This window comes from Kribbella sp. NPDC051586 (genome assembly GCF_044453965.1).
GTDB lineage: Bacteria > Actinomycetota > Actinomycetes > Propionibacteriales > Kribbellaceae > Kribbella.
In genome coordinates this window covers 1,707,442-1,734,369 of record NZ_JBITDF010000002.1, presented here as the reverse complement: position 1 = coordinate 1,734,369, position 26,928 = coordinate 1,707,442, and the positions used below count along the sequence as shown (strand labels likewise).

Sequence of the window (26,928 nt, the reverse complement as noted above, 5' to 3'; positions counted from 1 at the left end):
AACACAAGCCATCGCCCTGTTCGGGGCGCTCGAGGAGCAGGAGCCACACACATGGAAATGAACAGAAGGAAGGCCCTGACCCTGGGCGCGGGCGCGGCGGTGGCCGCCGGGGTCGCGTCGGTGCCGACCGCCGCGAGCGAGGCGGTGGCCGTCGACGATCGGCCGGCGACCGGGATGAACGACGAGATGCTCGCCAGGCGACTGGACGGCGACTTCCACAGTCATTTCGCCACGGTGAACGGCGTACGGCTGCATTATGTTGCCGGTGGCAAGGGAGAGCCTCTGGTGCTGGTGCCCGGCTGGCCGGCGACCTGGTGGAGCTACCACAAGGTGATGCCGCTGCTGGCCCGCCACTACCGGGTGATCGTGGTCGACATTCGCGGTATGGGGGCTTCGGAGCGTCCGGCCGGCGGGTACGACAAGAAGACGATGGCCCGCGACATCTACGAACTGGTGCGCAGCCTCGGCTATCGCCAGGTGAACATCGCCGGCCATGACATCGGGGCAATGGTCGCCTTCAGCTTCGCCGCCAACCACGGCGCGGCGACCCGCCGGGTTGCCCTGCTGGATGTTCTGCACCCCGACGAGACGCTGTACGACCTGCCCATGTTGACCAAGCCCGGTGCGGGCGTTCACATGTGGTGGTTCGCCTTCAACCAGGTGAAGGGACTCCCCGAGCAGTTGTTGCGGGACCGGTCGAGGTACCTGATCGACTGGCACTACGGCATCGGCTTGCGCGATCAGGACAACGTCACCGATGCGGATCGCCGGGTCTACACGTCGTGGTACGACCACCCGGATGCCATCCGGGCATCGAACGGCTGGTACCAGGCGGTGCATCAAGACATCGCCGACATGGCGACCTACGCCAAGGTCACCATGCCGCTGCTGGGCCTGGTCGCACCGGACACCAGGCCGTGGTTCGAGTACACGCTGCCGCAGATCGCGACCGACGTCCGAGGCATCATCACCATCGACAAGGCCCTGCACTGGCTGTGTGAGGAGGATCCGGAACTGGTCTCGAAGTCACTGATCGACTTCCTGGCCTGAACCTCGATCCAGCGAGTGGGGGTGACCCGGAGGTGGTTGGCGAGTCGCATCGGGCCCGGGTGCGTCGAGCTCGATCCAATATCGCCGTACGCTTCCCTGCTCGGTGCGGCGGATCTCGTCCAGTACGCCGCCGTTGTGCTCGATCGTCTTCGCAGATGCCAGGTTGCCGTCCGCGCAGACAAGAAGTAGTCGAGGCAAGCCGCGCCTGCGGGCGATGTCGAGCATCCCGCCCAGAGCCCAGGTGGCCAGTCCGCGGCCGCGAGCGGAGGGCCGGATGCCATAGCCGAGATGACCGGTCCGCTCGTCGAGTTCGTGGCGGAGTGCGATACCACCTTGGACACGTTCGTCTTCGACGATCCAGCGACAGGTGCTGCGGCCGGATCGAGCGGTCAGCCGCTCGATCCAGGCAGCGAATCCCTCGGGCGACCCGACGTCGTCGGTTGCGCCGAGGCCGAACCCGTCCTCGTGGAGGCCCGGACCCCAGTCGTCATGGGCCTCGAGCCAGGCGGTGCGCAGTTCGACGGTGGGCACGACCAGGGCGAGCGTCACGCCACGACGATACCCATGGCCGGCCGGGGATCGCATCCCAGTCGATCGACAGATCCGTGACCGTCGCCGGCGATCTAGATTCGAGTGGGCACGTCACGTTTCGTGCCCGGACAGGGAGAATCACATGAATCACATCCCCGATCGTGAGATCGCGGAGCGTCCGGAAGGCTACCAGGGACCGAACCTCAGCCCGGTCGGACTACGGCTGCTGCCGCAGGAACTGACTCCCGGCGTTCTGGCCCTGATGGCCAACCTGCCGCCCAAGGACAACAACGGGCTGATCGTCGGCGAGCACTCGGCGCTGGTCGTCGACGCGGGCATCACCTCGGAGGTCTCACGGCAGATCCAGGAGCTCGCCACCGGCCGCACCGATCGGCCGGTGCGCTACCTGGTCAACACGACCTATCACGGTGACCACACCTTCGGGAACGCGGCGTTCCCGCCGGAGGTGACGGTGATCTCGTCGCGCGCGAACAAGGCGAACATGACCGACCTGGCCTTCGAGAAGAAGATCCGCGCGGGCAACATGTACGGCGACGAGCGGCTGCTCGACGCCGACCAGAGCTGGCGGCTCCCGGACGTCGTCTTCGAGTCGTTCGCGGAGATCGATCTCGGCGGCCGGATCGTGCAGTTGTGGCACTTCGGTCCGGGCAACGGTCCCGGCGACACGATCGTGTACGTGCCGGAGGCAAGGACCGCGTGGACGGGCAACTTCCTGTGTGCCGCCGGTACCGCGCACATGCTGTTGCAGGGTGGTCCGGAGCCTTATATCGAGTCCCTGACGGCGATGCGGAAGGCGTTGCCCGACCTGGAGACGATCGTCCCCGGACACGGCCCGATGGGCGACGGCCCGGAGTCGATCGCCTGGTTGATCGAGTACCTGCGGCAGCTCCGCGCCGACGTGACCAGCCTGCACGACTCCGGCCGCACGGTCGAGGAGACGATCGAGCAGTGCCCGTCGCCGTTCGACGATGGGCTGGATCCACGGCTGCTCGCCGGACTTGCGACGTACCAGCTGCCACAGCAAACCGTGGTCGACCAGTTCCTCGCGCTGTGCCACAACCTGCACAAGCTCAACATCCTTGCCGTCTACCGACTGCTCGAGGCCAGGAACTGACGGTTCGCGAACGGCCGGATATCTTGCACAGCATGCTCTATGGGCGCGACGGCGAGCGGATGGTGATCGACCACCTGCTCGACCGCGCGCGCCGCGGCCGTAGCGGCGCGCTCGTGCTCCGGGGCGAGGCCGGGATCGGGAAGACCGTCCTGCTCGACTACGCCGCGACGGCGTGGGGTGGTCCGACGGTCCTGCGGGGTGCGGCTGTCCAGTCCGAGTCCGCACTTCCGTACGCCGGGCTGCACCTGCTGCTTCGGCACCAGTTGCACCGGCTCGACGCCCTGCCGGATCGTCAGGCAACAGTTCTTCGTGCCGCCCTCGGGCAGGGCGTGGCCGCGGGCTCCGACCAGTTCCTCGTCGGACTGGCTGTCCTCACGCTGCTGGCCGATCTCGCCGAGGAACATCCGCTACTCCTGCTGATCGACGACGCGCAGTGGCTCGATCGTGCGTCGCGCAACGCGTTGCTGTTCGCTGTTCGCCGGCTACATGCCGACGCGGTTGCCGTGCTGATCGCCGTCCGGGACGAAGGCACCGACGTCGTGGCGCCGGGACTCGAGGAATTGCGGCTGGGTGGACTCGAGCCCGACGCGGCCCGAGCACTGGTGGCCGAGCAAGGCACGCTTGCGGCGGTTGTCGCCGAGCGGATCGTGGAGGAGGCGGACGGCAATCCGCTGGCGCTGATCGAGCTTCCGGCCACCATGACACCCGACCAGCGAGCGGGCAGGTCGTCTCCGTTCCTGATTCCCGCCGACCTCGAGCGGCTGGGTGGTTCTGTCATCCGGGCCTTCCAGGTGCAGGTGCAACGAATGCCTCCTCCGACGCGAGCGCTGCTGCTCGCTGCCGCTGCCGACGACACCGGGCGGATGGACGTCGTCCTGGCCGCCGCACAGGCGTTGGGCGCCGGTCCGGCGGATCTCGATCCTGCGGAGCACGCCGGCCTGGTCGATCTGGTCGACGGCGAGATCTCGTTCCGGCATCCACTCGTCCGTACGGCCGCTTATCGCAACGCGTCACGCGCGCAGCGGATCACGGTGCATCAGGCGCTCGCGGAAGGCTTCGCCGGAGTGGAGCAGGCTCGGCGGGCGTGGCATCTGGCCGCAGCCGGCACCGGTCCCGACGAGGCGGTTGCCGGCGAGCTGGAGCAGGCAGCGGCCGACGCCCGAAGGCACGGCGATCTGCTGGCGGTCGTCGCGGCGATGAAGCGCGCCGCGCAACTGACCCCCGACGAGGACGAGCGGGCGCGCCGACTGGCCCTTGCTGCTCAGGCGGCGAGCGAGGCGGGCGACCAGGACGAGGCTGCTCGGCTGGCGGCTCAGGCCGGGCTGCGACGCGCCGAACCGGTGGTGTCGGTACCGCTGGCACGAGTGCGCGCTGCCGAACTCTTCGTGCGCGGCGAGCCCAGGTCGGCGTACGACGTGTTGGTCGGGCAGGCCGAAGACGTGGCAGGCGCTGATCTCGACAGCGCTGTCTACCTGCTGTTCGACGCACTCACCGCGATCTGGGCGACCGGTGACGTGCGAGCAACCGAAGAGACCGCGCAACGGCTCGTCGCCCTGCCTGAGCCACCGGCCGAGAGCGCGCGGCTCTTGCGATCGGCTGCCTCCGGACTCCTCGGCCTGTCGGCAGGTGGCGGACGGTCCGAGGTGTCACCGCTGCGCGACCTGTACGACGGATTGCACCAGCGAGGTCATCTGATCGGTCTGCCGGAACGGGCCAGGATCACGGGCTGGGACATGCTGGCAGGCGATCTCGAAGCAGCACTCGACCTGGCCACGGATCTGGAGAAGGAGTGCCGGGACCAGGGCGCCATCGCAGCGCTGCCACAGGTTCTCGCACGTCTGGCCCGCTCCCAGTTGCTGCTCGGGCAGCATCGGTCGGCATGGAACAGCGGCGAGGACGGCCTGCAGATCTCACGAGACACGGGTCAACTGGAACACGTCGGCCATTTGAGTGGGGTGCTCGCCTACTTGGCGGCGATCGAGGGCAACGACGACCGCTGCAGGTCGCTGAGCGGTGACGCGCTGGCCTGTGGTTCCGGTCCGAGTGCTGCCTGGGGCGAGTGTGCGCTGACCCAGCTCGATCTCGGCCACGCCCGGTACGAAGCTGCCCTGGCCCGGATGGAAAAGCTCGGGATGGGGCCACGGCGGCACACGATGATCGTTCTGTACTGCCAGCCTGACCAGGTGGAAGCCGCGGTACGGCTCGGACAGCCTGAGCGTGCCCGCGGACCGATGGAGCGCTTCGAGAGCTGGGCGGCCCAGGTGCGTCAGCCCTGGTCGGACGCGATCATGTCGCGATGCCGTGCCTTGCTCAGTGAGGGGGACCAGGCTGCGGAACACTACGCGACCGCCGTGTTTCTCCACGCGCAAGATCCGCAGCGGCCCTTCGAGGCTGCCCGTACCGAGTTCTTGTTCGGATGTTGGCTGCGCCGGGTGAAGCGGCCCGCGTCGGCGCGAGGCCAGCTGCGGTCGGCGTTGGAGACGTTCGAGCGGCTCGGCGCCCTGCACTGGGCGGACAGGGCGCGTGCGGAGCTTCGGGCGGCGGGGGAGACCGTGTTGCCGGCCGACGGTGATTCGGACCTGCTCAGCCGGCTCACGCCGCAGGAGCTGCAGGTGGTGCGGCTGGCCGCCACCGGCCTGAGCAATCGGGTGATCGGGGCGCAGCTCTTCATCAGTCCCCGCACGGTGGGCTATCACCTCTACAACGCCTATCCGAAGCTCGGTATCACGGTCCGGGCCGAGCTTGCGCAGATGGTGCTGCCGGACGGCTAGGCCTTCACACCGCGACCAGGACCCGACGTACGCGGCGGGGGTCAGTCGGACAGCGTGAGGGACCGGAGGAGTCGATCTGCCTCAGCGGCAACTCTCGGGAGGGTGGCGGCAGCATCGTCGGAACGAGCGAGCAGCATGCCTGCCTCGCACAACGCCCCGAAGAGGAGCTGGCAGCTGATGGCCGGGTCGGCGGGCCTGATGAAGCCGTCCCGTGTCGCGTTGTCGATGCCGAGCCGTAGCAGCCGGAGGGTGTGCTCGTACTCGATCTCGCGAACAGCCTCCCAACCGAGCGCGGCGGGACCGTCGAGCAGCACGATCCGGCGTACCTGTGGGTCCAGGCTCTGCTCCAGGAACGCGTGGCAGCCGGCGCGCAGCGCCGTCCAGCTGTCGGGAGCAGCCGCGGCGGCAGCGGTCAGCGCCTTGGCCAGGACCTCTTCCTGGCGGACGAGGACGGCGCGGAACAACGCGGCTTTGCCGCCGAAGTGGTGGTACGCCGCGCCCTTGGTCAGTCCGGCCGCGGCGGCGACCGCGTCCATGGAGGTCGCGGCATACCCGTCCCGGCCGAACAGCGACAGACCCGCGGTCACCAGGGCCGAAGTGGTCGCATCCGATCGTTCGGCCTGCGTCTGACGGGCCATCGAATCTCCTTTGACAAACATACTTTGGGTATGTATGTTGCCTCGTGTACTTACATACTTCAAGTTTGGAAGTGTACGAAATGGATACGCGGAAGGGGGTCTCGTGATCGCGGTGTACGGAGCGACCGGGCACACCGGGCGGTTGGTGGCTGCTGAGTTGGCTGCCAGGGGCGCAGAGGTAGTGCTGGCCGGGCGCGACGCCGGCGGCCTGGAGCAGGTGGCCGCGGGACTGGGCGCAGGCGTACAGGTGCGAGTGGCCGACCTGGACGACGACCGGGCATTGCGGGCCGTCGCGACGGGTGCGGCCGTGGTGATCAACTGCGCGGGGCCGTTCGCCAGATCCGGTGGTCCGGTCGCCAGGGCAGCGATCGCAACCGGGGCGCACTACCTCGATCACGCGGCCGAGCCCTTGCACGTCAAGGATCTGTTCGATCGCTTCGACTCACCGGCAGGTCGGGCGAAGGTGCTGGTGAGCCCCGGCATGAGCTTCTACGGGGCGATCGCCGACCTGCTCGCGGCTGCGGTGGCGCAGCGGCAAGGACCGCTCGACTCGGTGACGGTCGCCTACGCGGTCAACGGCTGGCGGATGACCCCTGCGTCGAAGAGCACCGCCGTGCAGCTTTCGAGTTCCGAGCGGCCGACCTATGACGACGGCGCGTTCCGGCTGGTGTCCGGCGGTGCCGCGCCGGTGACGTTCGACTTCCCCGCACCGATCGGTGCCAGGCCGATGCTGGCGAACTACCCGGCCGGTGAGGTCGTCACCATCCCGCGCCACCTGAGCACCCGCTCGGTCCGCATCCTGATGACCGCGGAGACGTTTCAGGAGGAGACGGTATTCACCAGCGAGACCATCGCGGCGGCCGACCGCGGGGGATCGGCGTTCACCATCGTCGTCCAGGCGACCGCCGGCGACGAGACGCGCACCGGCTACCTCCGAGGCAACGACATCTATCGGGTCGGCGCACTCACCTCGATGCAAGCGGCGCTTGCGCTCGCCGATCGCCCGGTGCACACCGGGGGCGTCAGGAGCGCCGCGCAACTGTTCGAACCGCTCGAATTCCTGCGGGAGCTCGCAACGCTCGGCGCTTTCACCGACACGCGTCCGCAGCCCATCGCAGGAACGGCAGGACGTTCGCCCGACGAGTCGAGTCGTGATCACCAGACCAACCAGTTGAAGGAGTCCAGATGACCACCACATTCGTCCTGGTTCACGGCGCTTGGCACGGCTCGTGGGCCTGGGAGCGAGTCGCCTCCCGGCTTCACCAGGCGGGCGCCCGCACCATCACTCCGACCCTGACCGAGGCGAACAGCCCGGGCCTCGACGACCATGTCCGCGAGATCGTCGGCGTCCTCGACTCCGCGGCGGCGGAGTCGAGCGACGAGGATGAGCTCGTACTGGTCGGCCACAGCTACGGGGGACTTGTCGTTCGCCAAGCTGCCGATCAGCGTCCCGAGTTGGTCCGGCATCTCGTCCTGATCGACGGCTGGGCGGGTGGGGACGGTGCCGGGGTGTTCACGCTGGCACCGGCGCCGTTCGTCGACGCCATCCGCGCCATGGTCACGGCGGGCGGGGACGAACGCTATGTCCCCGCGCCGGCGCCCGCCGCCTTCGGAATCACCGAGCCGGGCGACGCCGACTGGCTCGCGGCCCGGCTGCGGCCCCAGTCGCTGCGAACGTTCACCGACGTCTCCCGACTGACCGGAGCCGTCGAGAAGGTCCCTGGGACGGCCATCTTCTGCCGCCCGCAGACCTATCCGTTCGAGCAACTCGCCACGGACCTCGGGTATCGTACCGTCGCCGTCGACGGACCCCACAACGTCATGCTCACTGCCCCTGACGAGTTGGCCGCGCTCCTTCTCGACGTCGACGTGCGGTCCTGACCGACTGCCGGAGACCTTCGAGGTAGGCGCCGATGACCCTGGCGGCGTCCACGGGTGCGGCCTGGGCCGTGCGGTACATCAGCAGTGCGTCGAGCAGTCCGACGAGATCAGTGGCGTGCCGTGACGGGTCGGCGACACCGACTGCTTGCAACAGCTTTTCGGCTTGCTCGACGAGGATCTCGCGCACGGGAGCGTCGACGGTGAGCAGAGCGCGCAGTTTGTCGTCGTTCCGGAGCTCGAACAGCAGGGCATAGCGCGCGGCCTGCGCATCCTCGCGCTGGGCGAGGTGATCGAGGAGCTCCACCACGACCTGAACTGCTTGGGCGTGAGACAGGGTCGGAGGAATGGCCAGGCCGTCGAGGTCGGACTGGGTGTCGTCCGACAGGCGTTCGACGACGAGAGCAGTGAGGTCGCGCCGGGTGCGTGCGTAGTACGACGTGGATCCCCGGGGTAAGCCGGCCTCCTTGTCGACCAGGAGGTGGGTGAGGGTGCGGACACCGCTCCGTGCGATCAGGCGCACGCCTGCCTCGGCAATCTGCTCGCGTCGTGCCACTTTGCTCCTTCCCGATGGTTCCTCTATGATCATAGAGTCTCTACGATCATAGAGACACGGTTGGGTTCGATGATGCGGAGGATCCCATGCGGGTTGCAGTCGTGGGCGGAGGGTCGTCCGGCCGGGCGATCGAGCGGGCGCTCGTCGAGCGCGGCGCGACGGTGGAGCTGCTCTCCCGGTCGACCGGGTTCGACGTACTCCGAGATGATGCGACCGAGCGCCTGCGGCACGCGGAGGTGATCGTCGAAGCGACCGGCCGCTTCGCGATGAGCGAGAAGGCGGCGACAGACTTCTTCACCCGCTCGACCCGGGCTCTGTCCGCGGCTGCTCGTGCATCAGGCGCACGGCACATCCTGCTGTCGATCGTGAACTGCGATCTGCCGGTAGTGCAGGGCTACGGGTACTTCGCCGGGAAGACGGCCCAGGAGCGGGTTGCGCGGAGCGAGAGCGACGACCTGGCCGTCGTGCGCTCGACGCAGTGGTTCGAGTTCCCGGGTCAGAATCTCGAGCGGATGAAGCTGGGACCGTTCTGCCTCGTGCCGCGGATGACGATCAAGCCGGTGGCCCTGGACGCGGTGGCCGGTGTCATCGCCGACGTCGCGGTCGGGCGCCGTACCGGCCGGTTCTTCGAGATCGCCGGCCCCGAGGTCACCACCTTGTGGGACATGACGAAGGAGCTTCCGGGCAAGGGCGTAGTGCCTGTGCCTCTGCCCATCCCCGGTCGGACAGGGCGAGCGTTCCGCGACGGCACGCTGGTCCCCGGCAAGGACGCGGAGGTGATCGGCCCGAGCTTCTCGGAGTGGCTGAGCGCCGGAAGCAGAATGATGTGAGCGGCGCTTCGCGGTCGGGTCGAGCGAACTAGCCGGCGAGCAACGGCAACGCGGCGGCCAACGCGTCCTCGGCCGCCGCTCGGCCCAGCCCGCGCTGGTCGGCCACGACTGTCGCACCTTCCAGCAAGATCAGGAGCTGACGTCCGACGCGGTCAGGATCCGCGACGCCGGCATCGGTCGCGATGTCGGTGAACAGCTCGAGGTAGCGATCCAGGTGGCGGGCAACGATCGTCCGCGCGGGCTCGGCGTGATGATGCTGGGCGGCCGCGTTCAGGAGTGCACATCCCCGGAAGTCCGGTTCCTCGTACCAGGTCCCCAGTGCGTCGAACACCGCCGTCAGCCGGGCGGCAGGATCGGGTCCAGCTGCCCCTGCGGCGCTGCGGATCCAACGGATGGTCCGGTCGCTGCGAGCCTGCAGGACCGCCTCGATCAGGCCGTCCTTCGAGCCGAAATGCCGATAGAGCGTCTCCTTCGACGCGCCGACGGTCGCACACAGCTCGGCGATCCCCACCCCGTCGAGGCCGCGCTGGTAGAGGATCGGGCCGGCGAGGTCGAGGATTCCCGAGCGGGTCCGTGCAGGGTCCAGCGAGGTCCCTTTGGCTACTGGCATGAGATAGATGGTACCGATCGGACCGATCTCTTGCTAGGCTGCTGATGGTACCGATCGGTTCGATCAATCTTCTCACCCATCTGCCTGAGGACGTCGTGGTGAAATTCCGGCTCGCACTCGGTTCAGCGGTCGCACTGGGATTCGCGCGGTTCGCCTATGGCCTGGTGATCCCCGCGATGCGCGACCGGCTCGGCTGGTCGCTGGGCGATGCCGGCTTGCAGACGACGGCCAACGGAGTGGGCTATCTCGTCGGCGCGATGGTGGTCGCGATGATCGTTCGCAAGGTCGGCACCGCCCGCTCGTTCCAATCCGGCATGGTCGTGACGACCGTCGCCCTCGCGGCGACGGCCTGCACGTCCTCGCAGCTCCTCCAGATGTTGCTGAGGGCAACTGCGGGATTGTCCGGTGCGATGGTCTTCGTCGCCGGCACGGTGATCGCCGCGCGATTGGCAGCAACCGATCGGTCTGCGATCACGGTGTACTTCGGCGGCGCCGGGCTGGGCATCGCCCTTAGCGGCGTCGTGCTTCCGGTCCTCCTCGATGGTCACCCCGAGCGCTGGCCGACCGCCTGGCTGCTGCTGGCCGCCGGATCACTGGTCGCCACCGGCATCTCCTGGACGGCCGTCAGTTCGGCCCCGCTCAGCCCGGACCGCAAGGCCCGGTTGGGGCGCTTGTGGCCGGTCGGCATCGCCTATGTGCTCTTCGGCGCGGGCTACATCGTCTACATCACCTTCCTGACGGCCTATCTGAAGGCGCAGAGCAGCGATGCTTCCGAGGTCGCGCTCACCTGGACCTTGATCGGCGTAGCCGGGATCGTCGCGCCGTTCCTGGTGACCAAGCCGTTGACGACCTGGCGCAACGCTCGCGCCATGGCGACCTTACTGGCTCTGCAAGTGGTCGCTGCCCTGCTCCCTGTGCTGCATCACAGCCGGGCAACCGTTCTGGCCTCTGCGGTGGTCGTCGGACTCACGTTCCTCAATGTTCCCGCGTCGGTCGCGGCGCTGGTACGGCGTACCGTGCCACAGCACGAGTGGACCGCCGTCCTCGGCACCCTGACTCTGCTGTTCGCCGTCGGCCAGACCGTCGGACCGTGGCCGGCCGGATTCATCGCCGACCACCTTGGCGCCTCGACGGCCCTGTGGTGGACCGCGATCCTCTGCGCAGCGGGTGCTGTGGCCGCCGCCACCTGGAAGGCGGGCATCACCCCTTCGGCGAGTCGGCCGCTCGGGGACGATTCGGACGTGAACAGTTCGGCCTGAAACACGGCCGCTGATCCCAGTCAGTCGACAGATGCTGCCATCCGCCGATCGACCTAGAGTCGCGAGTATGGCTGTCGACGTCCATCACCACATGCTCCCGCCCCATCTCCTCGATGTCCTTGCGGACAACGAGGTCACGACGATCGGTGGTGAGCCGCTGCCGTCCTGGAAGCCGTCGCAAAGCATCGACGCGATGGACAAGGCCGGTATCAGCCGCGCCTATCTGTCGGTGCCGATCCCGCTCCATTTCCTCCCGTCGGACCGCGCCGTGACGCTGTCCGACGACATCAACCAGTTCGGAGCGGACTGCGTGCGGCAGTGGCCGGAGCGGTTCGGCTTCTTCGCGAGCTTGCCGCTCCCGGACGTCACCGCGGCTACGGCGGCAGCGGTCAGAGCGCTCGACGACCTGGGCGCCTCCGGGGTGGGGATGCTGACCAACCACGCCGGCATCTATCAGGGTGACCCGATCCTCGACCCGCTGTACGACGAGTTGGACCGGCGCGGCGCCGTTGTGTTCGTGCACCCGTCGGTGTTCACCGGTGACCGGTTTCCACAGCATCCGGCCGACGGGGCGACAGTGGCCGGCGTCCAGCCGTCACAGCTGGAGTTCGGCTTCGACACCACGCGCGCGGTGGCGAATCTGATCTTCCATGACGTTGATCGGCGCTTCCCGCGGATCCGCTTCCTCTTCACCCACAGCGCCGCGTGCGTGCCGTCCGTCCTGCACAAACTGCTGGACCGCAAGCCCATGGTCGCGTCCTACCAGGCGTACCTGCAGGAGCACGGTACGCCGCCGCCGGTGGACGAGTTGCTGGCCCAACTGCGGACCGCCGAGGACGACGCCCGGCGACGGGTCCGATCGCTGTACTTCGACACGGCGTTGTCGACCGCCGATGCGGTGCTGGACGCGCTGCGCACCGTCGTGCCGACCGACCACATCTTGCTCGGTACGGACTTCCCGTTCGGACAGGAGATCGGTCTGCGCTACACCCTCGACGGTCTCAGCCGCTATGCCGGCTTTACCGACGCCGAGCGCGAGCGCGTGCTGGCAGGCAACGCACAGAAGCTGCTCGGCTGATCCGGCTCCGGCACTCTGCACACGGCCTCTGGAGCGGGTTGCGAGGTGGGCAGACCGGTCACCTTGGAGCGAATTGATCCGTCATCTGTACAACGGACGAGCGAGAAGGTGGATGATGGACAAGCAGGAGTTCCTGGCTGAGGGCTTCGAAGCGCACCGAGTGCATTTGAAGGCGGTTGCCTACCGGATGCTCGGTTCCCTGAGCGAGGCCGACGATGCCGTTCAGGAGGCCTGGCTGCGACTGCACCGAACCGATACCAGCGACGTGCAGAACCTGGGCGGCTGGCTGACCACCGTGGTGGGCCGCGTGTGCCTGGATCTGCTGCGCCGGCGGAACGCGCGCCGCGAGTCGCCGTACGCGACGCATCTGCCCGACCCGATCGTGAGCCGCGACAATCTCGTCGATCCCGAGGACGAGGTACTGATCGCGGATTCCGTCGGGCTGGCTCTGTTGGTCGTCCTGGAGTCGGTCGGCCCCGCTGAACGGCTGGCCTTCGTGCTGCACGACATGTTCGGAGTACCGTTCGACGAGATCGCGACGATCCTGCAGCGTTCGGTTCCGGCGGCCAAGCAACTTGCCAGCCGTGCACGTCGCCGAGTTCGCACAGCCGCGCCGGCGCCCGATCCGGACCTCACCTTGCAGCGTCAGGTCGTCGATGCCTTCCAGGCTGCCTCGCGCAACGGAGACTTCGCCGCATTGGTTGCCGTGCTCCATCCCGACGTCGTCCTCCGTGCGGACCGCGGCCTGATCGGCGGAGCGAGCTGGACCGAGATTCGCGGCGCCGCCGCCGTCGCCGACCAGGCGATGACCTTCCGACGCCTGTCCGCCTTCCAGTTGCCGGTGCTCGTCAACGGCAACGCCGGCCTGATCACGGTGACCGACGGCCAGCCGATGGCGGTGATGAGCTTCACGATCACCGGCGCGCGGGTTGTCGCGATCGACATCCTCGCCGATCCCGAGCGCCTGCGTCAGCTCGACATCGACGTACTGAGCGGCGAGTAGAAACCCGCCGATCTGCTCAACCCCCGACGCGAGTGAGCCAGCCGGTGAGGTGGTTGGTGAGGGGGATGGGGGCGTCGTACTGCATGAGGTGGCCCGACGACGGGATCTCGGTGTACGTCGCAGTCGGGACGAGGGTGGCGAGGCGCCGGCCGATGGTTGGGGACAGCCAAGCGTCGTCGGCGCCCCAGAGGATGTTCACAGGGATCGTGAGTTCGCCGAGGTGGGCCTCGATCTCGTGGAGGTACTTCTCGTCGAACTGGGCGATCTGGCGATAGAAGGCGGGCTGCCCGTCGTTCCCGAGCCATGGTGCGATCAGCTCGTCGAGTTCGTCGGGGCGCAGACCCTGGTGGGTCGCGTTCTGGATGTAGGCGCGCAGGATCGCCTCATGGATGTAGGCGGGCAACTGGTCGAGTGTGGTCGGATTGTCCTGGACGAAGCGGAAGAACGGCGAGCCGGCCGGCGGTATCGCGACGGTGTCGACCAGCATCAGGGACGCGTACGTCGCCTGCTCGAACAGCGTCGCCCGCAGCGACACCGCGCCGCCGTAGTCATGGGCAACGATGTGAGGGCAGGCCAGTTCCCACCGCTGCAGGAGTTGCGCCAGCACTTTGCCCTGCGCATCGAAGTCCACCGGGTCCTCGGCCCGCTTGGACGATGCGCCGTACCCGGGCAGATCCCACAGATAGACGGTGAAGTCGTTGCTCAGGGCATCGGCATACGGACGCCACACCCGCGACGAGAACGGCGTGCCATGACAGAACACCACCGCGGGCCCCGATCCTTGCCGGGTCCAGGCAATCGTCCGTCCGTCCAGCTCGAGCATGTCCACCACCCAACCCAACCACAAAACAAGCGCGAGCGACCGCGCGAGGTGAGGTGAGGAGCCGTGAAGTAGCTTCCGGTCTTGCACGGGAGCTAAGTTCGGCTTACGATCAACTTCGATCACCTGTCGAACTAAGAAGGATGGACAGTGGACGAAGATCTGGATGATCTCCCGACGTCATCGCCGAGTTCGGCCGCGATCCTGGCGGTCGTCCGTCACGCCGGGGGAGTATCGCGCGCGGATCTGGCGACGCTCACCGGCTTGAGCAAGGCGATCGTGTCCGAGCGGGTGCGCTGGCTGGTCGAGTCCGGTCTGGTCGAGGAGACCGGCGCGAACGCCAGCACGGGCGGGCGCAGGGGTACGGCGTTGTCCCTGAGCCGGAGCCGCGGCGTCGTGGTCACGGCCGAGGTCGCGATGACTCACCTCCAGGTGAGCGTCTTCTCCTTCGCGTACGAGGTGTTGTGGGAAGAGCGCGTGCCGGTCTCGATGTGGCAGGGACCCGAGCTCGTCCTCGACGAGTTGGAGCGCGCGATCGAGCGGGGGCTGGCCGCGACCGAGGCACACCGGCCCCTCTGCGGAATCGGTGTCGGCATCGCCGGGCCGGTCGAGTTCGAGACCGGCCGCACGATTCATCCGCCGGTCCATCCTGACTGGCACGACCAGCCGGTGCGCGACCGGCTGCAGCAGCGCTTCGGCATACCGGCGCGGGTCGACAACGAAGTGAACTTGATGGCGCTGGCCGAGCGAACCGTCGGTCGTGGCCGCAACGTCCGGGATCTCCTGGTGATCAAAGTCGGGTCGTTCGTCGGCGCGGGCCTGATCTCGAACGGGAAGCTTCACCGCGGTGCACAGGGCAGCGCAGGCAGCCTCGTCACCAGCCAGGGCAGCGAATACCTCGTCCAGCAAGCGGCGCGCCTGGTCGAGTCCGGCCGCAGCCCACTGCTCGCGGAGGCGACGCGAGAAGGGCAGGAGATGACGGCCCGGATGGTGGTCCATGCCGCGCAGCGCGGTGACGAGGCCTCCCGGGAGTTGCTCGACAAAGCCGCCGAGAGCATCGGGCAGGTCCTGTCCGTGCTGGTCGACTTCTTCAATCCGGCGATCATCGTGGTCGCCGGCCGGCCGGCCGACGGGAACGACTTCCTGGCCCGGATCCGCGAAACCATCTACGGCCGGTCGCTCGCGCTGGCCACGCGTGATCTGCAGATCGTCCCGTCGGAACTCGGCGACGAATCGGCGAGTCTCGGCGCGGCGATCATGATCCTCGACGAGATCACCGGTGCCGACCTGCTCACCCACACCGCCCGCCGGCTGTCCGGACCGCTCGGCACTCAGCAGCCGGCGCCAAGGAGGCAATGATGATCTCGTTCTCTGCACGTAGCGCCCTGAGACACCTCGGCCCGATCGCCGCCGGCACGACGCTCGCACTTGTGGTGGCAGCCTGCGGCACGACGACCGGCGGTGGTTCCGGCGGGACCTCCGGCGGGTTGAAACCGGGCGAGAAGGCTACGTTGACCGTAGTGTCCCAGTTCGGGGACAACGCCGCACTGCAGCCGGTGCTGACGAAACTGAACGAGGCGTACGAAGCCAAGCATCCCGAAGTCACCGTCACCATCCAGTTCCTGTCGGCCGATGACGAGCAGAAGACCCTGCCCACAGCGTTGGCCTCCGGATCCGGTCCCGACATCTTCGACTACGACGCGGCGCAGTCGGCGCTCGGTGAGCTCGCGACCAACGGCCTCGTCGCCCCGCTGGACGCGTACGCCGCCAAGTACGGCTGGACCAAGAAGATGCAGCCATCGGTCCTCGACCGGGCCAAGTACGGCGGCAAGCAGTACGGCGTCCCGCGGTCGAGCGAGGCGGTCGGCCTGTTCTACAACACGGCGATCTTCGCGAAGTACGGGATCGCGGCACCGACGACGTACGCGGCGTTCCTTGCGGCCGCCGACCGGCTGAAAACAGCCGGCGTCACGCCGATCGCCTTCGGGAACAAGGATCAGTGGCCGTCGTCGCACCTGATCGGCGCGGCGCTGCATGCGAACACGCCGGTGCAGACGATCCGGTCGCTGGAGTCGCTCGACGGAACTGCGACCTGGGACGACCCGAGCGTCCAGGCATCGCTGGCCATCGCTCGGTCCTGGGCCACGAAGGGCTACCTGAGCAGCAACTTCAACGGTGTCGCCTTCGACGACGCGTTCAAGGCGTTCTACACCGGCCGGGCAGGCATGTTCGTCGAAGGCACCGGGGTGACGCCCGACATTCTCCAGAATGCGAGCAAGCCCGCCGACTTCCGCTTCGTCTCGTTCCCGATGATCAACGGCTCCTTGAAGCAGCAGGCCGAGGGAGGTGTCGGCGGAGCCTGGTCGATCTCGGCATCGTCCAAGGCGGCCGACATCGCCGCCGACTGGATCGACTTCGTCCACTTCTCCGACACCGCCGAGGCCGCCTGGCTGAAGGCCGGCGTGCTACCGACGTCCACCTTCGACACGAGCAAGGTCGACGTCGCTCCGCTGCTGCAGGAGAACGTAGACGTCGTGCGGGCGGCGCAGGACGGCGGTGGCGTCGGCGCCTGGACCGGCTACACCTCCAGCGCTCTGGTGACCGAGGCCTGGAACGGCGCCGCGCAGCAGTTCCTGGGCGGCGGCCGGGACGCGGCCGCGCTGGCCACCACTCTCGACGACGCACTGACCCAGGCGCGCAAGAAGAAGTAGCCCCGTCCGAGACCAACACCAAGGATTGAGCAGCTGTGAGCGCATACACCTCGCTTGAGCGACGAGCCGCCGTCGCACCGCGGCCGCCGGCGCGGACCAACCACCGTCATCATCTCAGCCACGGCAAGGCGATCGGCTACTGGCTCATCCTGCCGGCCGCGGCGATCTACGTCGTGTTCACGGTCTGGCCGATCCTCCAGACGGTGTACCTGAGCTTCACCGACTGGAACGGGCTGTCGCCCTCGCAGTCATTCGTTGCTTTCGACAACTACAGGGAGCTGGTGGGCGACGGTCGCTTCTTCGGTGCCCTGCTGAACAACCTCGAGTGGGTGGCCGGAAGCTGGCTGGCCCAGGGACTCGGGCTGATCCTCGCCGCGCTGCTCTCGGCGTCCTGGATCCGGGCCCGGACCCTGTTCCGCACGGTGCTGTTCATCCCGGCCACCATGTCCCTGGTCGTGGTCGGCATCGCCTGGAACCAGATCTACCAACCCGACACCGGCATCCTGAACGGGACGCTGGAGGCCACCGGACTGCACGGCGTGGGCTGGCTGTCCGGCCAGCACACCGCGATGCCGGCCGTCATCGCTACGGCCAACTGGACCTACTACGGCTTCGCGATGGTTATCCTGCTCGGCGGGATCCAGTCCATCGACCGCAGCCTGTACGAGGCGGCATCGGTCGACGGCGCCGGCCCTGTCAGCCAGTTCGTCCATGTCACCATGCCCGGGATCCGCAACCAGATCACCTTGCTGCTGGTGCTCTCGTTCATCAACACGCTGAAGACCTTCGATCTCGTCTACATCATGACGAACGGCGGGCCGGGCCACGCGACCGAGGTCGTTGCCTACTACATCTACTCGCTCGCGTTCGTCACCCATCAGGTCGGCTACGGAGCCGCGGCCGCCGTGGTGCTGACCCTGCTGATCCTCGTCATCACAGTCGTGTTCCTGCGGCTGCGGGAAAGGAACGACCGGTGAACCGGACAGCCGGCTCGGCCAGGATCTCCGCCCACGCCGCCCTCGTCGTCGTCTCGATCATCTCGGTCGTACCGCTGGTGTGGGTGCTGCTGCAGTCGGTCCGGACGTCCAACGCCACCTCTCTCGACCCGTTCGCGTTCGAGTGGCCGCCGGTTCTCCGGAACTACCTGACCGCGTGGAACCAGGCGCACTTCTCGCAATACGTGCTCAACAGCGCGATCGTTGCCGCCGGCACCGTCGCACTGGTGCTGGCCGTCGCCTTCCCGGCGGCGTACGCGTTGACAGTCCTGAAGCTCCGGCTGACCTCGGCGGTGTTCTACACCTTCCTGCTCGGCCTGATGATCCCGGTCTGGTCGGTGGTCATCCCGCTGTTCTTCCAGATGCGCAACATGGGCCTCATCAACACCCGCATCGGCGCGGTCCTGGTCGAGACCGCGATGGGGATCCCGTTCGCGATCTTCCTGCTGAGAGCGAGTCTGCGGGACCTGCCGCGCGAGCTGGTCGAAGCGGCCCGGATCGACGGCGCCGGCGAGCTGCGCACGCTCTGGTCGATCGTGCGCCCGGCCGTCCGGCCGGCCTTGCAGGCGGTCGTGATCCTGCAGTTCATGACGTCGTGGAACGAGCTGGTCGTCCCGCTGTTCTTCCTGCAGACCGACGATGTGCGCACCCTTCCGATCGGCCTCACCTTCTTCCAGGGCCGATTCACCACCGACACCTCTGTCCTCGCCGCCGGCACCACGCTCGCCGCACTGCCGGTCCTCATCATCTACGTCGTCCTCAACCGCCAGTTCATCCAGGGCCTGACCGCAGGAGCCGCCAAGTGACCGCGACCATCTACGAACTCACCCGTCCCGGCAGCGGCCGGCTCGCCCCGCAGAAGCTGCCCAGCCCGGGCGTCAATCAGGTCCTGGTCCGGGTGCACACCGTCGGCGTGTGCGCCAGCGATCTGCCGACCTGGGCGGGCGAGCAACCGGCGTACCCGGTGCAGCTCGGGCACGAACCTGTCGGCGAGGTCGTCGAGGCCGGTCCGGGCGCGGACGTGAGGGTGGGATCGCTGGTCGGAGGCCGTATCGAGCCGTCCTTCGCTACCTATGCGGTCGCCGACGTCGCGGACGTCGTCGTGATCCCCGATGGTGTGGACCCCGCCGTCGCACTTCCCGAGCCGGTCGGCTGCGTCGTCGAGGGCTACCGGCGTACGCCGCTCGCGCCCGGGGCGAGGGTCGCCGTCATCGGCGGTGGGTTCATGGGACTGGTCATGGTGCAACTGCTGGCGTCATCACTGATCGAGAACCTGATCGTCATCGATCCGCGGGCCGACGCCCGGGAAGCGGCCTTGGCCTGTGGTGCCGGCGAGGTGTACGAACCCGCCGCCGTGCCGGCCGTACTGCGGCACGGCCTGGGGAGCGCCGCGACCCACGGCGTCGACGTCGTCGTGGAAGCCTCCGGATCCCAAGCAGGGTTGGATCTTGCCGGGGACCTGGTCCGCCCGCACGGAGCCCTGTCCATCCTCGGCTACCACCAGGGTCCCCGGCAGGTCGACGTGGAGAACTGGAACTGGAAGGCCCTCGACGTCGTGAATGCTCACGTACGGGATCAGCGCCTGCTGCGGGAGGCGACCCTGGCCGGACTCCGCCTGCAGCAAGCCGGACGGCTCGACTTGCACAAGCTGGTCACGCATCGCTTCTCCGCCGGGCGGATCGACGAGGCGTTCGAGACGCTTCGCAGCAAGCCGCACGGCTTCATCAAGTCCGTTGTCGACTTCAACTGAGGACGGGATCATGCGTACGCCGATCCGTGTCCTGGTCTGGAACGAGAACGTGCACGAGTCCGTGCTGCGGGACCCCGCCGTACTGCAGCACTACCCCGACGGCATTCACAGTGTGATCGGCGATGGCCTGACGCGGCTGCTGGGTGAACAGGTCGTCGTCAGTACTGCGACGCTGGCCGACCATGAGCACGGACTGGACGAGCAGCGGGTCGAGCACACCGACGTACTGCTGTGGTGGGGACACGAGGCCCACGACGACGTCGCGGACGTCGTAGTGGAACGCGTCGTGCGCCACGTGCGGGCCGGGATGGGAATCCTCGTCCTGCATTCCGGTCACTACTCGAAAGTGTTCAAGCAGCTGATGGGAAGCACCTGTTCGCTGCAGTGGCGCAACGACGGAGAGCAGGAGTTGGTCTGGACCGTTGCACCCGAGCACCCGATCGCGGCGGGTGTGCCGCACCCGATCGAGATTCCGGAACAGGAGATGTACGGCGAGTACTTCGACGTTCCGCCGCCGCAGGAGACCATCTTCCTTTCCACTTTCAGCGGCGGCGAGGTTTTCCGATCAGGTGTGACCTACACGCGCGGTCGTGGGAAGGTCTTCTACTTCTCGCCCGGCGACCAGGACTACCCCGTCTACCATCATCCCGACGTCCAACGGGTCCTCGCCAACGCGGTTCGTTGGGCTACTCCCACCGACCCCCGCTGAGTCAGCCGGCGGGGAAGGCGATTGTGGTCATCAGCGCGTTGGCTGCCTGCCGGGAATCGAGGCGGGTGTGTTGTACGACGATGGGGCGATCTGCCTGGATCACCACCGAGTAATCCGTTCCGGCAGGGACCAGCTCGTCGAGGCGTTGGTGCCAGATCCGACGGCCGGGGATCGTGAGCAGGTGTGGGCCTGCCGGCTCGCGGTCGGCGAAGTAGACCGTCAGCTCTACCGTGGCCGGTTCGGCGTTCGTGTTGAGCATGCAGGCGCTCTCGTGGCTTGCGAGCGCCGGATCGTCGCCTGAGCTGCCAGGCGGGACGTATCCGTCGCTGATCACCCACGTGGTGGTCCCGATCATCGTCGCGGTCTCCGTTCAGAATGTGTTTGCACTGCGGGCCATCAAGCCGCCGTCACAGACCAGGTGCGAGCCGGTCACGTACGACGCGTCGTCGGACAGCAGCCAGGTCACCGCGGCCGCGATCTCTTCCGGTCGTCCCAGCCTGCCCAGCGGTATCTGTTCGCTCGCGTCCCGCAGGATGGCTTCGTGGGCGGCGGTCTGCTGATCTGCGCGCAGGCCGGTGAGGAGCATGGGCGTGTCGACGGCGCCGGGCACCACGGCATTGACCCGGATCCCGTGGCGCGCGTAGTCGATCGCGAGTGAGCGAACCAGCGCCGACACCCCGCCTTTCGAGGATCCGTACGCCGCGTTGCCGCCGCCGCTGAATCCGGTGAAGGCCGATGGGGACGACGTACACACGATCGACCCACCATGGCCGGTCCGCAGCATCGTGCGAACCGCTTCGCGGCAGGTCAGGAACAAGCCCGAGAGGTTGATCCGCAGTACTCGTTGCCAGTCCTCGTAGGGCATCAGATGAGCAGGGTGATTGATCTCGATACCCGCATTGGCGTGTACGGCGGCCGGAGCACCGAGGTGCTTCTCGCAAGTGGTGAACGCGTCGGCCACGGCACTCTCGTCGGACACGTCGCAACTGACGGGGAGGGCATCGGTCGCTCCGGCCGTGAGCGCCTCGTCGGCGACCGAACTCGCGGACCGCCCATCGATGTCGAGCACGCCGACGCGAGCGCCCCGCGCGGCACAAGCCAGGACGACGGCGCGGCCGATGCCCGACCCGCCACCGGTGACCAGGATCGTTCGGTCTCGCATGGCGATCAGTCGCTCTCGCGCGCCGGTGCGGCCGACGATCCGGCGTCCGTCAGGGTGGCCTCGAGCAGTTCGGTGTTGGTCCCGATGATGTGGACCTCGATCGCCCTGCGCAGCGCGATCTCGTCCTCGGCGCGCAGTGCGTCGAGCAACTGCCGATGCTCCTGCGGGATCTCGGCGAGATCCTGGTGCTTGGGCGCGAGCCGGTAGATCAAGGCCCGGATGCGCGGCTGGACGCTGCGCCACAGCTGCAGCGCATGCAGGGAGCCGGCGGCCTCGACGGTGATCTCGTGGAAGCGCACGTCCAGGTCGTTGATCAGCGCGAGGTCATCGGTCCGGACGCCTTCGTCCATCTGGTCGATGATTCGCTCGAGCTCGTCCAGCCGGGACGCGCCCAGTTTGCCGGCCGCGAGGGGTACGGCGTACGTCTCGATCGCCAGCCGGACCGGGAGCAGGAGCCGGATGAGTTCGCCGGGGTTGATGTCCGCGACGTAGACGCCGTAGTTGGGCACGTGCTCGACGAGCCCCTCGCTCTCGAGGTGCCGTAGGGCCTCGCGCACCGGTCCCGGGCTGACACCGAACTCGCTCGCGATCAGGTCTTGCTTGAGCTGCTCGCCGGGCTTGCGGACGCCGGTGACGACTTCCTCGCGCAGCACATCGAGTACTTGCTGGCGCCTTGACTGCGCGGGCAGCAGCAGCCGGCGGTCTCCATTGTTCGGTCGGGACACACGCACCACCTGAGTCGTCGGGGACAGCACTCTAACCTCTTGACAGATTATAAACTATCTATAATCTTCTCAACCATGACAGCTCAACGGCCGTGGTGGCAGGGCGCGGTGATCTACGAGAGTCACCTGCCGACCTATCGGGACGGCAACGGCGACGGAATCGGCGATCTGGATGGCCTGATCGACTCGCTGGACTATCTCGCGGGGACGCTCGGGGTCGATGCGATCTGGGTCGGGCCGTTCTTCCGGTCGCCATTGCTCGACCAGGGGTTCGACATCACCGATCACAGCGCCGTCGAGCCGCTGTTCGGCACGCTCGAGACGGTCGACCGGTTGCTGGCAGAGGCTCACCGGCGAGGCATCCGCGTGATCGCGGACTACGTGCCCAACCACACCTCCGACCAGCACCGATGGTTCCAGGCGTCCCGTTCGTCCCGGTCGGACCCGAAGCGCGACTGGTACGTCTGGGCGGATCCCAAGGTCGACGGCTCGGCCCCGAACAACTGGATCAGCGAACCCGGCGGGTCGGCGTGGGAGTACGACGCGCCGACGTCGCAGTACTACCTGCACTCGCACCTGAAGGAGCAGCCGGACCTCAATTGGCGCAACCCCGAGGTGCGCGAGGCGATGTTCGACGTACTGCGCTTCTGGCTCGACCGCGGTGTCGACGGTTTCCGTATCGACGTCGCCCACATGCTGATGAAGGATCCGGAGCTGCGGGACAACCCGCCGGCCCCGAACGCCGGGCCGAATCAGTACGACCTGCAACACCCGGACTTCACGACCCAGTTGCACGTCAACGACCGGATGCATCCCGATGTGCACGAGGTGCTGCGGCAGATCCGGGCCGTCCTCGACGAGTACGGCGAACGGGTCTCGATCGCCGAGATCGAAGCACTGCCGTGGGACCGCTGGGCCGAGTTCTTCGGCACCACCGGGGACGGGATCCACCTGCCGTTCGCGTTCCGCCTGATCGAGACGCCGTGGCGCACCGACGCGCTGCGGAAGGAGATCCGATCGCTTCAATCGGCACTGCCGGCTGACTCCTGGCCATGCCTTGCCCTCGGCAACCACGACCGCCCGCGGCTCGCATCCCGGCTCGGCCGGTCACAAGCACGCGTCGCGGCCATGATGCTGCTGACGTTGCGCGGTACCGTGTCGCTCTTCTACGGCGACGAACTGGGCCTGACCGACCAGCCGGTGGAGCTGTCGAGGCAACGCGATCGCTTCGGACTGCTCGCCGGTGGGGTGTCCCGTGACGGCGTGCGGACACCGATGCCGTGGAACAACGGCCCGAACGGCGGATTCTCGTCGGCGCCGGAGGGTCGCCTGTGGCTGCCGGTCTCGGCCGACCTCAGCGCTGTGAACGTCGAGGCCCAGCTCGCCGATCCGTCCTCGGTCCTGAATCTCCACCGGCAGTTGATTGCCTTGCGCAACAACAGTCCGGCGATGCGGCAGGGTGACCTGACGCCGGTCGAGGCGCCTGACGGAGTACTGGCCTATCGCCGAGCGGCCGGCGAGGATCGCAAGTTCGTCGCGCTCAACCTCACTGCGGAACCTCAGCAGATCACCGCGCACGGCACGGTTCTGATCTCCACAAAGGGGGACCGTCGCCCTGCGGGCGGTGCACTCGTGCTCGGTCCCGACGAGGGCGTCGTGCTCGATGAGGGATCACTGTGATGGCGCACCACAGGCAGTTGCGCGTCCGGACGAGCAGCAGGCCGTCGGACGCGCCGGTGGCAGCATCGATGATCGCGCCGGCGGCAGCGTTCGTTGCTGTTGTCGCTGTGTTCCCGGTGGTGTACTCGGTCTACCTGAGCTTCCGCAGCGCCACGGTAGCGAGCTCGGGGACCTGGACCGGTCTGGCGAACTACGTCGGCATGTTCGCCGATCCTGATTTCCGGGCGGCACTGGCGAACACCGCCGTCTTCACCGCCGCCGGTGTCGCGATCGAGTTCGGGGTCGGACTGGCGATGGCGATGGCGCTGCACCGAGAGTTCCGTGGCCGCGGGCTGGCCCGGACGACGGCGCTCCTTCCGTGGGCCTTCCCGGTGGTCGTCTCCGCGATGATGTGGCGGTTGATGTTGCAGGACCAGATCGGCGTCGTGTCCTGGCTCGTCCACAGCATCGGCCTGACCGACAAGCCCATCCTGTCCGACCACACCTCCCTCTTGATCGCGGCCATCGGGGTGGACGTGTGGAAGACGACGCCCTTCGTGACGTTGCTGTTGCTGGCCGGCCTGCAGACGATACCGGGGGAGTTGAACGAGGCGGCACAGGTCGACGGGGCGTCGAACCTGCAGCGATTCGTCTCTGTCACCCTCCCGATGCTCCGGCCCGCGATCCTCGTCGCGCTGCTGTTCCGGACGCTGGAGGCCTGGAGCGTCTACGACCTGTTCTGGGTGATGAGCGACCGCGGGCTGCCCTCGCTGTCGACGTACGTCTACTCCGGGGTCCGGGTCAGCCAGCTCGGCTTCGCCCGAGGCGACGCGGCGGCCGTGTTCGTGTTCGCGACCTCGATCGGCATCGCGCTCGGCTACCTGCTGCTGTTCCGGTCCCGGGATTCGGAGGCATGAAGATGACGCGTCGTCTTACCTTGCTGTCGCTCGCGGTCTGGAGCGTGCTGCCCATCCTCTGGGTGTTCAAGATGAGTATTAGCGACAGGCTGGATCTGTTCAGTACGCCGCCGGTGCTCGTTCCGCGACATCCGACGGCGAGTCACTACACGGCTGTGCTCGGCGATTCCGCGTTCCGGGCCGGAGTGCTGAACAGTCTGCTGATCGCCGGTACGACGACGGTGATCTCCATGACGCTGGGCAGCCTGGCGGCATACCCGTTGGCGCGGTTGCGGTTCCGCGGCCGGACCCTGGTGCTGATCGGCTTCCTGGCGATGGCGTACTTCCCGAGCGTGGCGATCATCGCGCCGCTGTTCAAGCAGTTGCGGACCGCCGAACTGCTCGACACCTACATCGCGGTGATCGCAGTCGACACCGCGTTCGCGGTGCCCTTGTCGGTCTGGATCATGGTCGCCTTCTTCCGCAAGCTGCCGTTCGAGCTCGAGGAAGCGGCGCGGATCGATGGTGCCGGCGTGCTCCAGACATTCCGTCGGGTGATCCTGCCGCTCGCAGTACCGGGTGTCGTCACGACGGCGATCCTGACCTTCGTCGCAGCCTGGAACGAGTTCCTCTTCGCCAACACCTTCTTGTTCGACCAGGCCCGGTGGCCCGTCACAGTGGTCATCCCCGGCTACGCGGGCGTCCACTCGGTCGACTACGGCGCCCAGGCGGCCGCGACCATCCTCGTGACCATCCCACTCGCCCTCGTCGTGCTGGTGTTCCAGCGCCGGCTGGTCGAAGGACTCACCGCGGGCGCGCTCAAGTCCTGAATTCCCCGCTTCCAAGGAGTTTCTCATGCTCGAAATCACTCGCCGCCGCCTGCTCGGCCTGGCCGGCGCAGGCGCTACCGCGATCGCCGCGCCCGGCCTTCTGACCGGCTGCGGCTCGTCGAAGGAGTCCACCCAGGTCGTGTTCGGCGCCACACCGGACATCGCCAAAGCCATCGAGAAGTCGATCGCGCGATTCAACGACAGCAAGGTCACCGCCAAGCCGGTGAAGGTTCGGTTGATGCCGGCGGACAGTTCGCAGTTCCTGGACCAGATGCGCACCCAGTTCCAGGCCGGGTCGGCCGACGTCGACGTGTTCGGCGGCGACATCTCCTGGTCCGCGCAGTTCGCACCGAACGGCTGGCTGGCCGACCTGTCCGAGCGGTTCAGCACCGACTTGCGCGCGCAGCACCTCAAAGCTGCCGTCGACGCCAACGTCGTGGAGGGCAAGGTCTACGGCGTGCCCTGGTACTGGGATGCGGGCCTGCTGTACTACCGCAAGGACCTCCTGGAGAAGGCCGGGTATACCGCTCCGCCGGCGACGTGGGACGAGCTGCGGGAGATGGCACTCAAGATCAGCCGAGATACCAAGACCCCGTTCGGATTCAATTTCCAGGGCGCCAACTACGAGGGTGGAACGGTCAACGGAATCGAGTACATCCGCAGCGCGGGCGGTGACGTCCTGGCCGACGGCAAGGTCACCATCGGGTCCCCCGAGGCTGTGCAAGGACTGACGACCGAGCGAACGATGGTCACCAGTGGCGCCGCCCCGGCCGGCGTGGCGAACTACAAGGAGGACGAGTGTCTTGGCGCCTTCCTCGGCGGTAAGACCGTGTTCACCAGGCAGTGGGTCTATCTGTACGGCAAGCTCGCGGACAAGCAGCAGTCCGTCCTCGGCCCCGATCAGGTCGGCGTCGCCGAACTCCCGGTCGCGCGCGCTGGACTGAACCCGGTGAATGTCGGTGGCGGCTGGAACTGCATGGTCAATGCGAACTCGCGGAACCAGGACGACGCCTGGAAGCTCGTCCAGTACCTCACGGCCGCGGAGCAGCAGAAAGAGCTCGCCGCCGGGTACGCCTTCCTGCCCACCAGACCCGCGCTGTACGACGACAAGGACATCCTCAAGGCGATGCCGGTGATCACCCTGGCCAAGCAGGCGATCCAGCACACCACTGTTCCGCCGCTCACCGCCTACTACTCCGACATGTCGCTCGCGATGGCCAAGACGTTCAACGCGTCGCTGCGTGGCGCTGTCAGCCCCGCCGGCGCGGCCGAGCAGCTGCAGACCGCCCTCGAGCAGATCGTTGCGAAGAGCAAATGATGGACGGAGGCAGG

General features: G+C 67.5%; 27 protein-coding genes. 19 read left to right on the top strand and 8 right to left on the bottom strand.

The genetic code is table 11. The features are described from left to right. Positions 1–57: 57 nt before the first annotated feature. Entirely contained in the window at positions 58–1,050 is a 993-nt protein-coding gene (locus ACIA58_RS18595) for an alpha/beta fold hydrolase (RefSeq protein ID WP_396404896.1), read from the top strand. Here the strand turns inward: ACIA58_RS18595 and ACIA58_RS18590 are convergent. Further along, entirely contained in the window at positions 1,027–1,599 is a 573-nt protein-coding gene (locus ACIA58_RS18590; protein ID WP_396404895.1) for a GNAT family N-acetyltransferase, read from the bottom strand. The genes ACIA58_RS18595 and ACIA58_RS18590 overlap by 24 nt on opposite strands. Positions 1,600–1,723: 124 nt before the next feature. Between ACIA58_RS18590 and ACIA58_RS18585 the strand changes: the two genes are divergently transcribed. Continuing rightward, positions 1,724–2,716 (top strand): MBL fold metallo-hydrolase, encoded by a 993-nt coding sequence (locus ACIA58_RS18585; protein WP_396404894.1) that lies wholly within the window; start codon positions 1,724–1,726, stop codon positions 2,714–2,716. A 32-nt stretch (positions 2,717–2,748) separates the two neighbouring features. Continuing rightward, complete coding sequence (locus ACIA58_RS18580; RefSeq protein WP_396404893.1) at positions 2,749–5,487, top strand: AAA family ATPase; 2,739 nt, start codon at positions 2,749–2,751, stop codon at positions 5,485–5,487. Positions 5,488–5,528: 41 nt separating this feature from the next. Here the strand turns inward: ACIA58_RS18580 and ACIA58_RS18575 are convergent, their stop codons facing one another. Continuing rightward, on the bottom strand, positions 5,529–6,125 hold the full coding sequence (locus tag ACIA58_RS18575; RefSeq protein WP_396404892.1) for a TetR/AcrR family transcriptional regulator: 597 nt from the start codon (positions 6,123–6,125) through the stop codon (positions 5,529–5,531). 103 nt (positions 6,126–6,228) lie between these two features. Between ACIA58_RS18575 and ACIA58_RS18570 the strand changes: the two genes are divergently transcribed. Continuing rightward, positions 6,229–7,314 (top strand): saccharopine dehydrogenase NADP-binding domain-containing protein, encoded by a 1,086-nt coding sequence (locus ACIA58_RS18570; RefSeq protein WP_396404891.1) that lies wholly within the window; start codon positions 6,229–6,231, stop codon positions 7,312–7,314. Beyond that, positions 7,311–8,006: an alpha/beta fold hydrolase gene (locus ACIA58_RS18565; RefSeq protein WP_396404890.1), complete on the top strand. Its 696-nt coding sequence runs from the start codon at positions 7,311–7,313 to the stop codon at positions 8,004–8,006. The genes ACIA58_RS18570 and ACIA58_RS18565 overlap by 4 nt, the downstream gene beginning before the upstream one ends. Here ACIA58_RS18565 and ACIA58_RS18560 read toward each other — a convergent pair. Next, a complete protein-coding gene (locus ACIA58_RS18560) occupies positions 7,951–8,559 on the bottom strand; it encodes a TetR/AcrR family transcriptional regulator (protein WP_396404889.1) in 609 nt (202 codons plus the stop codon). The two genes, ACIA58_RS18565 and ACIA58_RS18560, sit on opposite strands and share 56 nt — an antisense overlap. Before the next feature lie 86 nt (positions 8,560–8,645). Here ACIA58_RS18560 and ACIA58_RS18555 point away from each other — a divergent pair, with 86 nt between their 5' ends. Continuing rightward, the gene (locus ACIA58_RS18555) at positions 8,646–9,389 is read left to right on the top strand and encodes a hypothetical protein (RefSeq protein WP_396404888.1); all 744 of its coding nucleotides are present in this window, start codon (positions 8,646–8,648) and stop codon (positions 9,387–9,389) included. 28 nt (positions 9,390–9,417) lie between these two features. On the opposite strand, the gene ACIA58_RS18550 is transcribed toward ACIA58_RS18555, so the two are convergent. Further along, on the bottom strand, positions 9,418–9,999 hold the full coding sequence (locus tag ACIA58_RS18550) for a TetR/AcrR family transcriptional regulator (protein ID WP_396404887.1): 582 nt from the start codon (positions 9,997–9,999) through the stop codon (positions 9,418–9,420). Positions 10,000–10,043: 44 nt separating this feature from the next. On the opposite strand from ACIA58_RS18550, the gene ACIA58_RS18545 reads away from it, so the two are divergent. The 3 genes from ACIA58_RS18545 to ACIA58_RS18535 all read left to right on the top strand — a co-directional run bounded on the left by ACIA58_RS18545 (position 10,044) and on the right by ACIA58_RS18535 (position 13,339). Beyond that, positions 10,044–11,258 (top strand): YbfB/YjiJ family MFS transporter, encoded by a 1,215-nt coding sequence (locus tag ACIA58_RS18545; protein ID WP_396404886.1) that lies wholly within the window; start codon positions 10,044–10,046, stop codon positions 11,256–11,258. Between the two features lie 67 nt (positions 11,259–11,325). Continuing rightward, positions 11,326–12,336: an amidohydrolase family protein gene (locus ACIA58_RS18540; protein WP_396404885.1), complete on the top strand. Its 1,011-nt coding sequence runs from the start codon at positions 11,326–11,328 to the stop codon at positions 12,334–12,336. Positions 12,337–12,451: 115 nt separating this feature from the next. Then, a complete protein-coding gene (locus ACIA58_RS18535; protein WP_396404884.1) occupies positions 12,452–13,339 on the top strand; it encodes a sigma-70 family RNA polymerase sigma factor in 888 nt (295 codons plus the stop codon). Between the two features lie 16 nt (positions 13,340–13,355). On the opposite strand, the gene ACIA58_RS18530 is transcribed toward ACIA58_RS18535, so the two are convergent. After that, a complete protein-coding gene (locus ACIA58_RS18530) occupies positions 13,356–14,162 on the bottom strand; it encodes an alpha/beta fold hydrolase (RefSeq protein WP_396404883.1) in 807 nt (268 codons plus the stop codon). Positions 14,163–14,309: 147 nt separating this feature from the next. Here ACIA58_RS18530 and ACIA58_RS18525 point away from each other — a divergent pair, with 147 nt between their 5' ends. The 6 genes from ACIA58_RS18525 (at position 14,310) to ACIA58_RS18500 (ending at position 20,324) form a co-directional block, all read left to right on the top strand. Beyond that, the gene (locus ACIA58_RS18525; RefSeq protein WP_396404882.1) at positions 14,310–15,518 is read left to right on the top strand and encodes an ROK family transcriptional regulator; all 1,209 of its coding nucleotides are present in this window, start codon (positions 14,310–14,312) and stop codon (positions 15,516–15,518) included. A gap of 161 nt (positions 15,519–15,679) precedes the next feature. Next, positions 15,680–16,870, top strand: a complete 1,191-nt coding sequence (locus ACIA58_RS18520) for an ABC transporter substrate-binding protein (RefSeq protein WP_396404881.1) — start codon at positions 15,680–15,682, stop codon at positions 16,868–16,870. Between the two features lie 35 nt (positions 16,871–16,905). Further along, a complete protein-coding gene (locus ACIA58_RS18515; protein ID WP_396404879.1) occupies positions 16,906–17,847 on the top strand; it encodes a carbohydrate ABC transporter permease in 942 nt (313 codons plus the stop codon). Further along, positions 17,844–18,671 carry a carbohydrate ABC transporter permease gene (locus ACIA58_RS18510; protein ID WP_396404878.1) on the top strand — a complete coding sequence of 276 codons (828 nt, stop codon included), beginning with the start codon at positions 17,844–17,846 and terminating at the stop codon, positions 18,669–18,671. Before ACIA58_RS18515 ends, ACIA58_RS18510 begins: the two co-directional genes overlap by 4 nt. Beyond that, positions 18,668–19,615: an alcohol dehydrogenase catalytic domain-containing protein gene (locus ACIA58_RS18505; protein WP_396404877.1), complete on the top strand. Its 948-nt coding sequence runs from the start codon at positions 18,668–18,670 to the stop codon at positions 19,613–19,615. Before ACIA58_RS18510 ends, ACIA58_RS18505 begins: the two co-directional genes overlap by 4 nt. Positions 19,616–19,625: 10 nt before the next feature. Beyond that, positions 19,626–20,324 carry a ThuA domain-containing protein gene (locus ACIA58_RS18500; protein ID WP_396404876.1) on the top strand — a complete coding sequence of 233 codons (699 nt, stop codon included), beginning with the start codon at positions 19,626–19,628 and terminating at the stop codon, positions 20,322–20,324. Between the two features lies 1 nt (position 20,325). Here ACIA58_RS18500 and ACIA58_RS18495 read toward each other — a convergent pair whose 3' ends face one another. From ACIA58_RS18495 to ACIA58_RS18485, 3 genes are read right to left on the bottom strand one after another with little or no spacing between them, the layout of a single operon-like run. Continuing rightward, positions 20,326–20,679, bottom strand: a complete 354-nt coding sequence (locus ACIA58_RS18495; protein WP_396404875.1) for a sensory rhodopsin transducer — start codon at positions 20,677–20,679, stop codon at positions 20,326–20,328. A 15-nt stretch (positions 20,680–20,694) separates the two neighbouring features. Continuing rightward, on the bottom strand, positions 20,695–21,486 hold the full coding sequence (locus ACIA58_RS18490) for an SDR family NAD(P)-dependent oxidoreductase (RefSeq protein WP_396404874.1): 792 nt from the start codon (positions 21,484–21,486) through the stop codon (positions 20,695–20,697). Between the two features lie 5 nt (positions 21,487–21,491). Then, on the bottom strand, positions 21,492–22,211 hold the full coding sequence (locus tag ACIA58_RS18485; RefSeq protein ID WP_396404873.1) for a GntR family transcriptional regulator: 720 nt from the start codon (positions 22,209–22,211) through the stop codon (positions 21,492–21,494). Positions 22,212–22,286: 75 nt separating this feature from the next. Here ACIA58_RS18485 and ACIA58_RS18480 point away from each other — a divergent pair, with 75 nt between their 5' ends. Genes ACIA58_RS18480 through ACIA58_RS18465 form a run of 4 tightly spaced genes read left to right on the top strand, consistent with a single transcriptional unit; the run spans position 22,287 to position 26,914 of the window. Beyond that, on the top strand, positions 22,287–23,891 hold the full coding sequence (locus tag ACIA58_RS18480; RefSeq protein ID WP_396404872.1) for an alpha-amylase family glycosyl hydrolase: 1,605 nt from the start codon (positions 22,287–22,289) through the stop codon (positions 23,889–23,891). Continuing rightward, complete coding sequence (locus ACIA58_RS18475) at positions 23,891–24,787, top strand: carbohydrate ABC transporter permease (protein WP_396404871.1); 897 nt, start codon at positions 23,891–23,893, stop codon at positions 24,785–24,787. Before ACIA58_RS18480 ends, ACIA58_RS18475 begins: the two co-directional genes overlap by 1 nt. A gap of 2 nt (positions 24,788–24,789) precedes the next feature. Next, the gene (locus ACIA58_RS18470; RefSeq protein ID WP_396404870.1) at positions 24,790–25,596 is read left to right on the top strand and encodes a carbohydrate ABC transporter permease; all 807 of its coding nucleotides are present in this window, start codon (positions 24,790–24,792) and stop codon (positions 25,594–25,596) included. A 25-nt stretch (positions 25,597–25,621) separates the two neighbouring features. Beyond that, on the top strand, positions 25,622–26,914 hold the full coding sequence (locus ACIA58_RS18465) for an ABC transporter substrate-binding protein (RefSeq protein WP_396404869.1): 1,293 nt from the start codon (positions 25,622–25,624) through the stop codon (positions 26,912–26,914). Positions 26,915–26,928 lie beyond the last annotated feature (14 nt).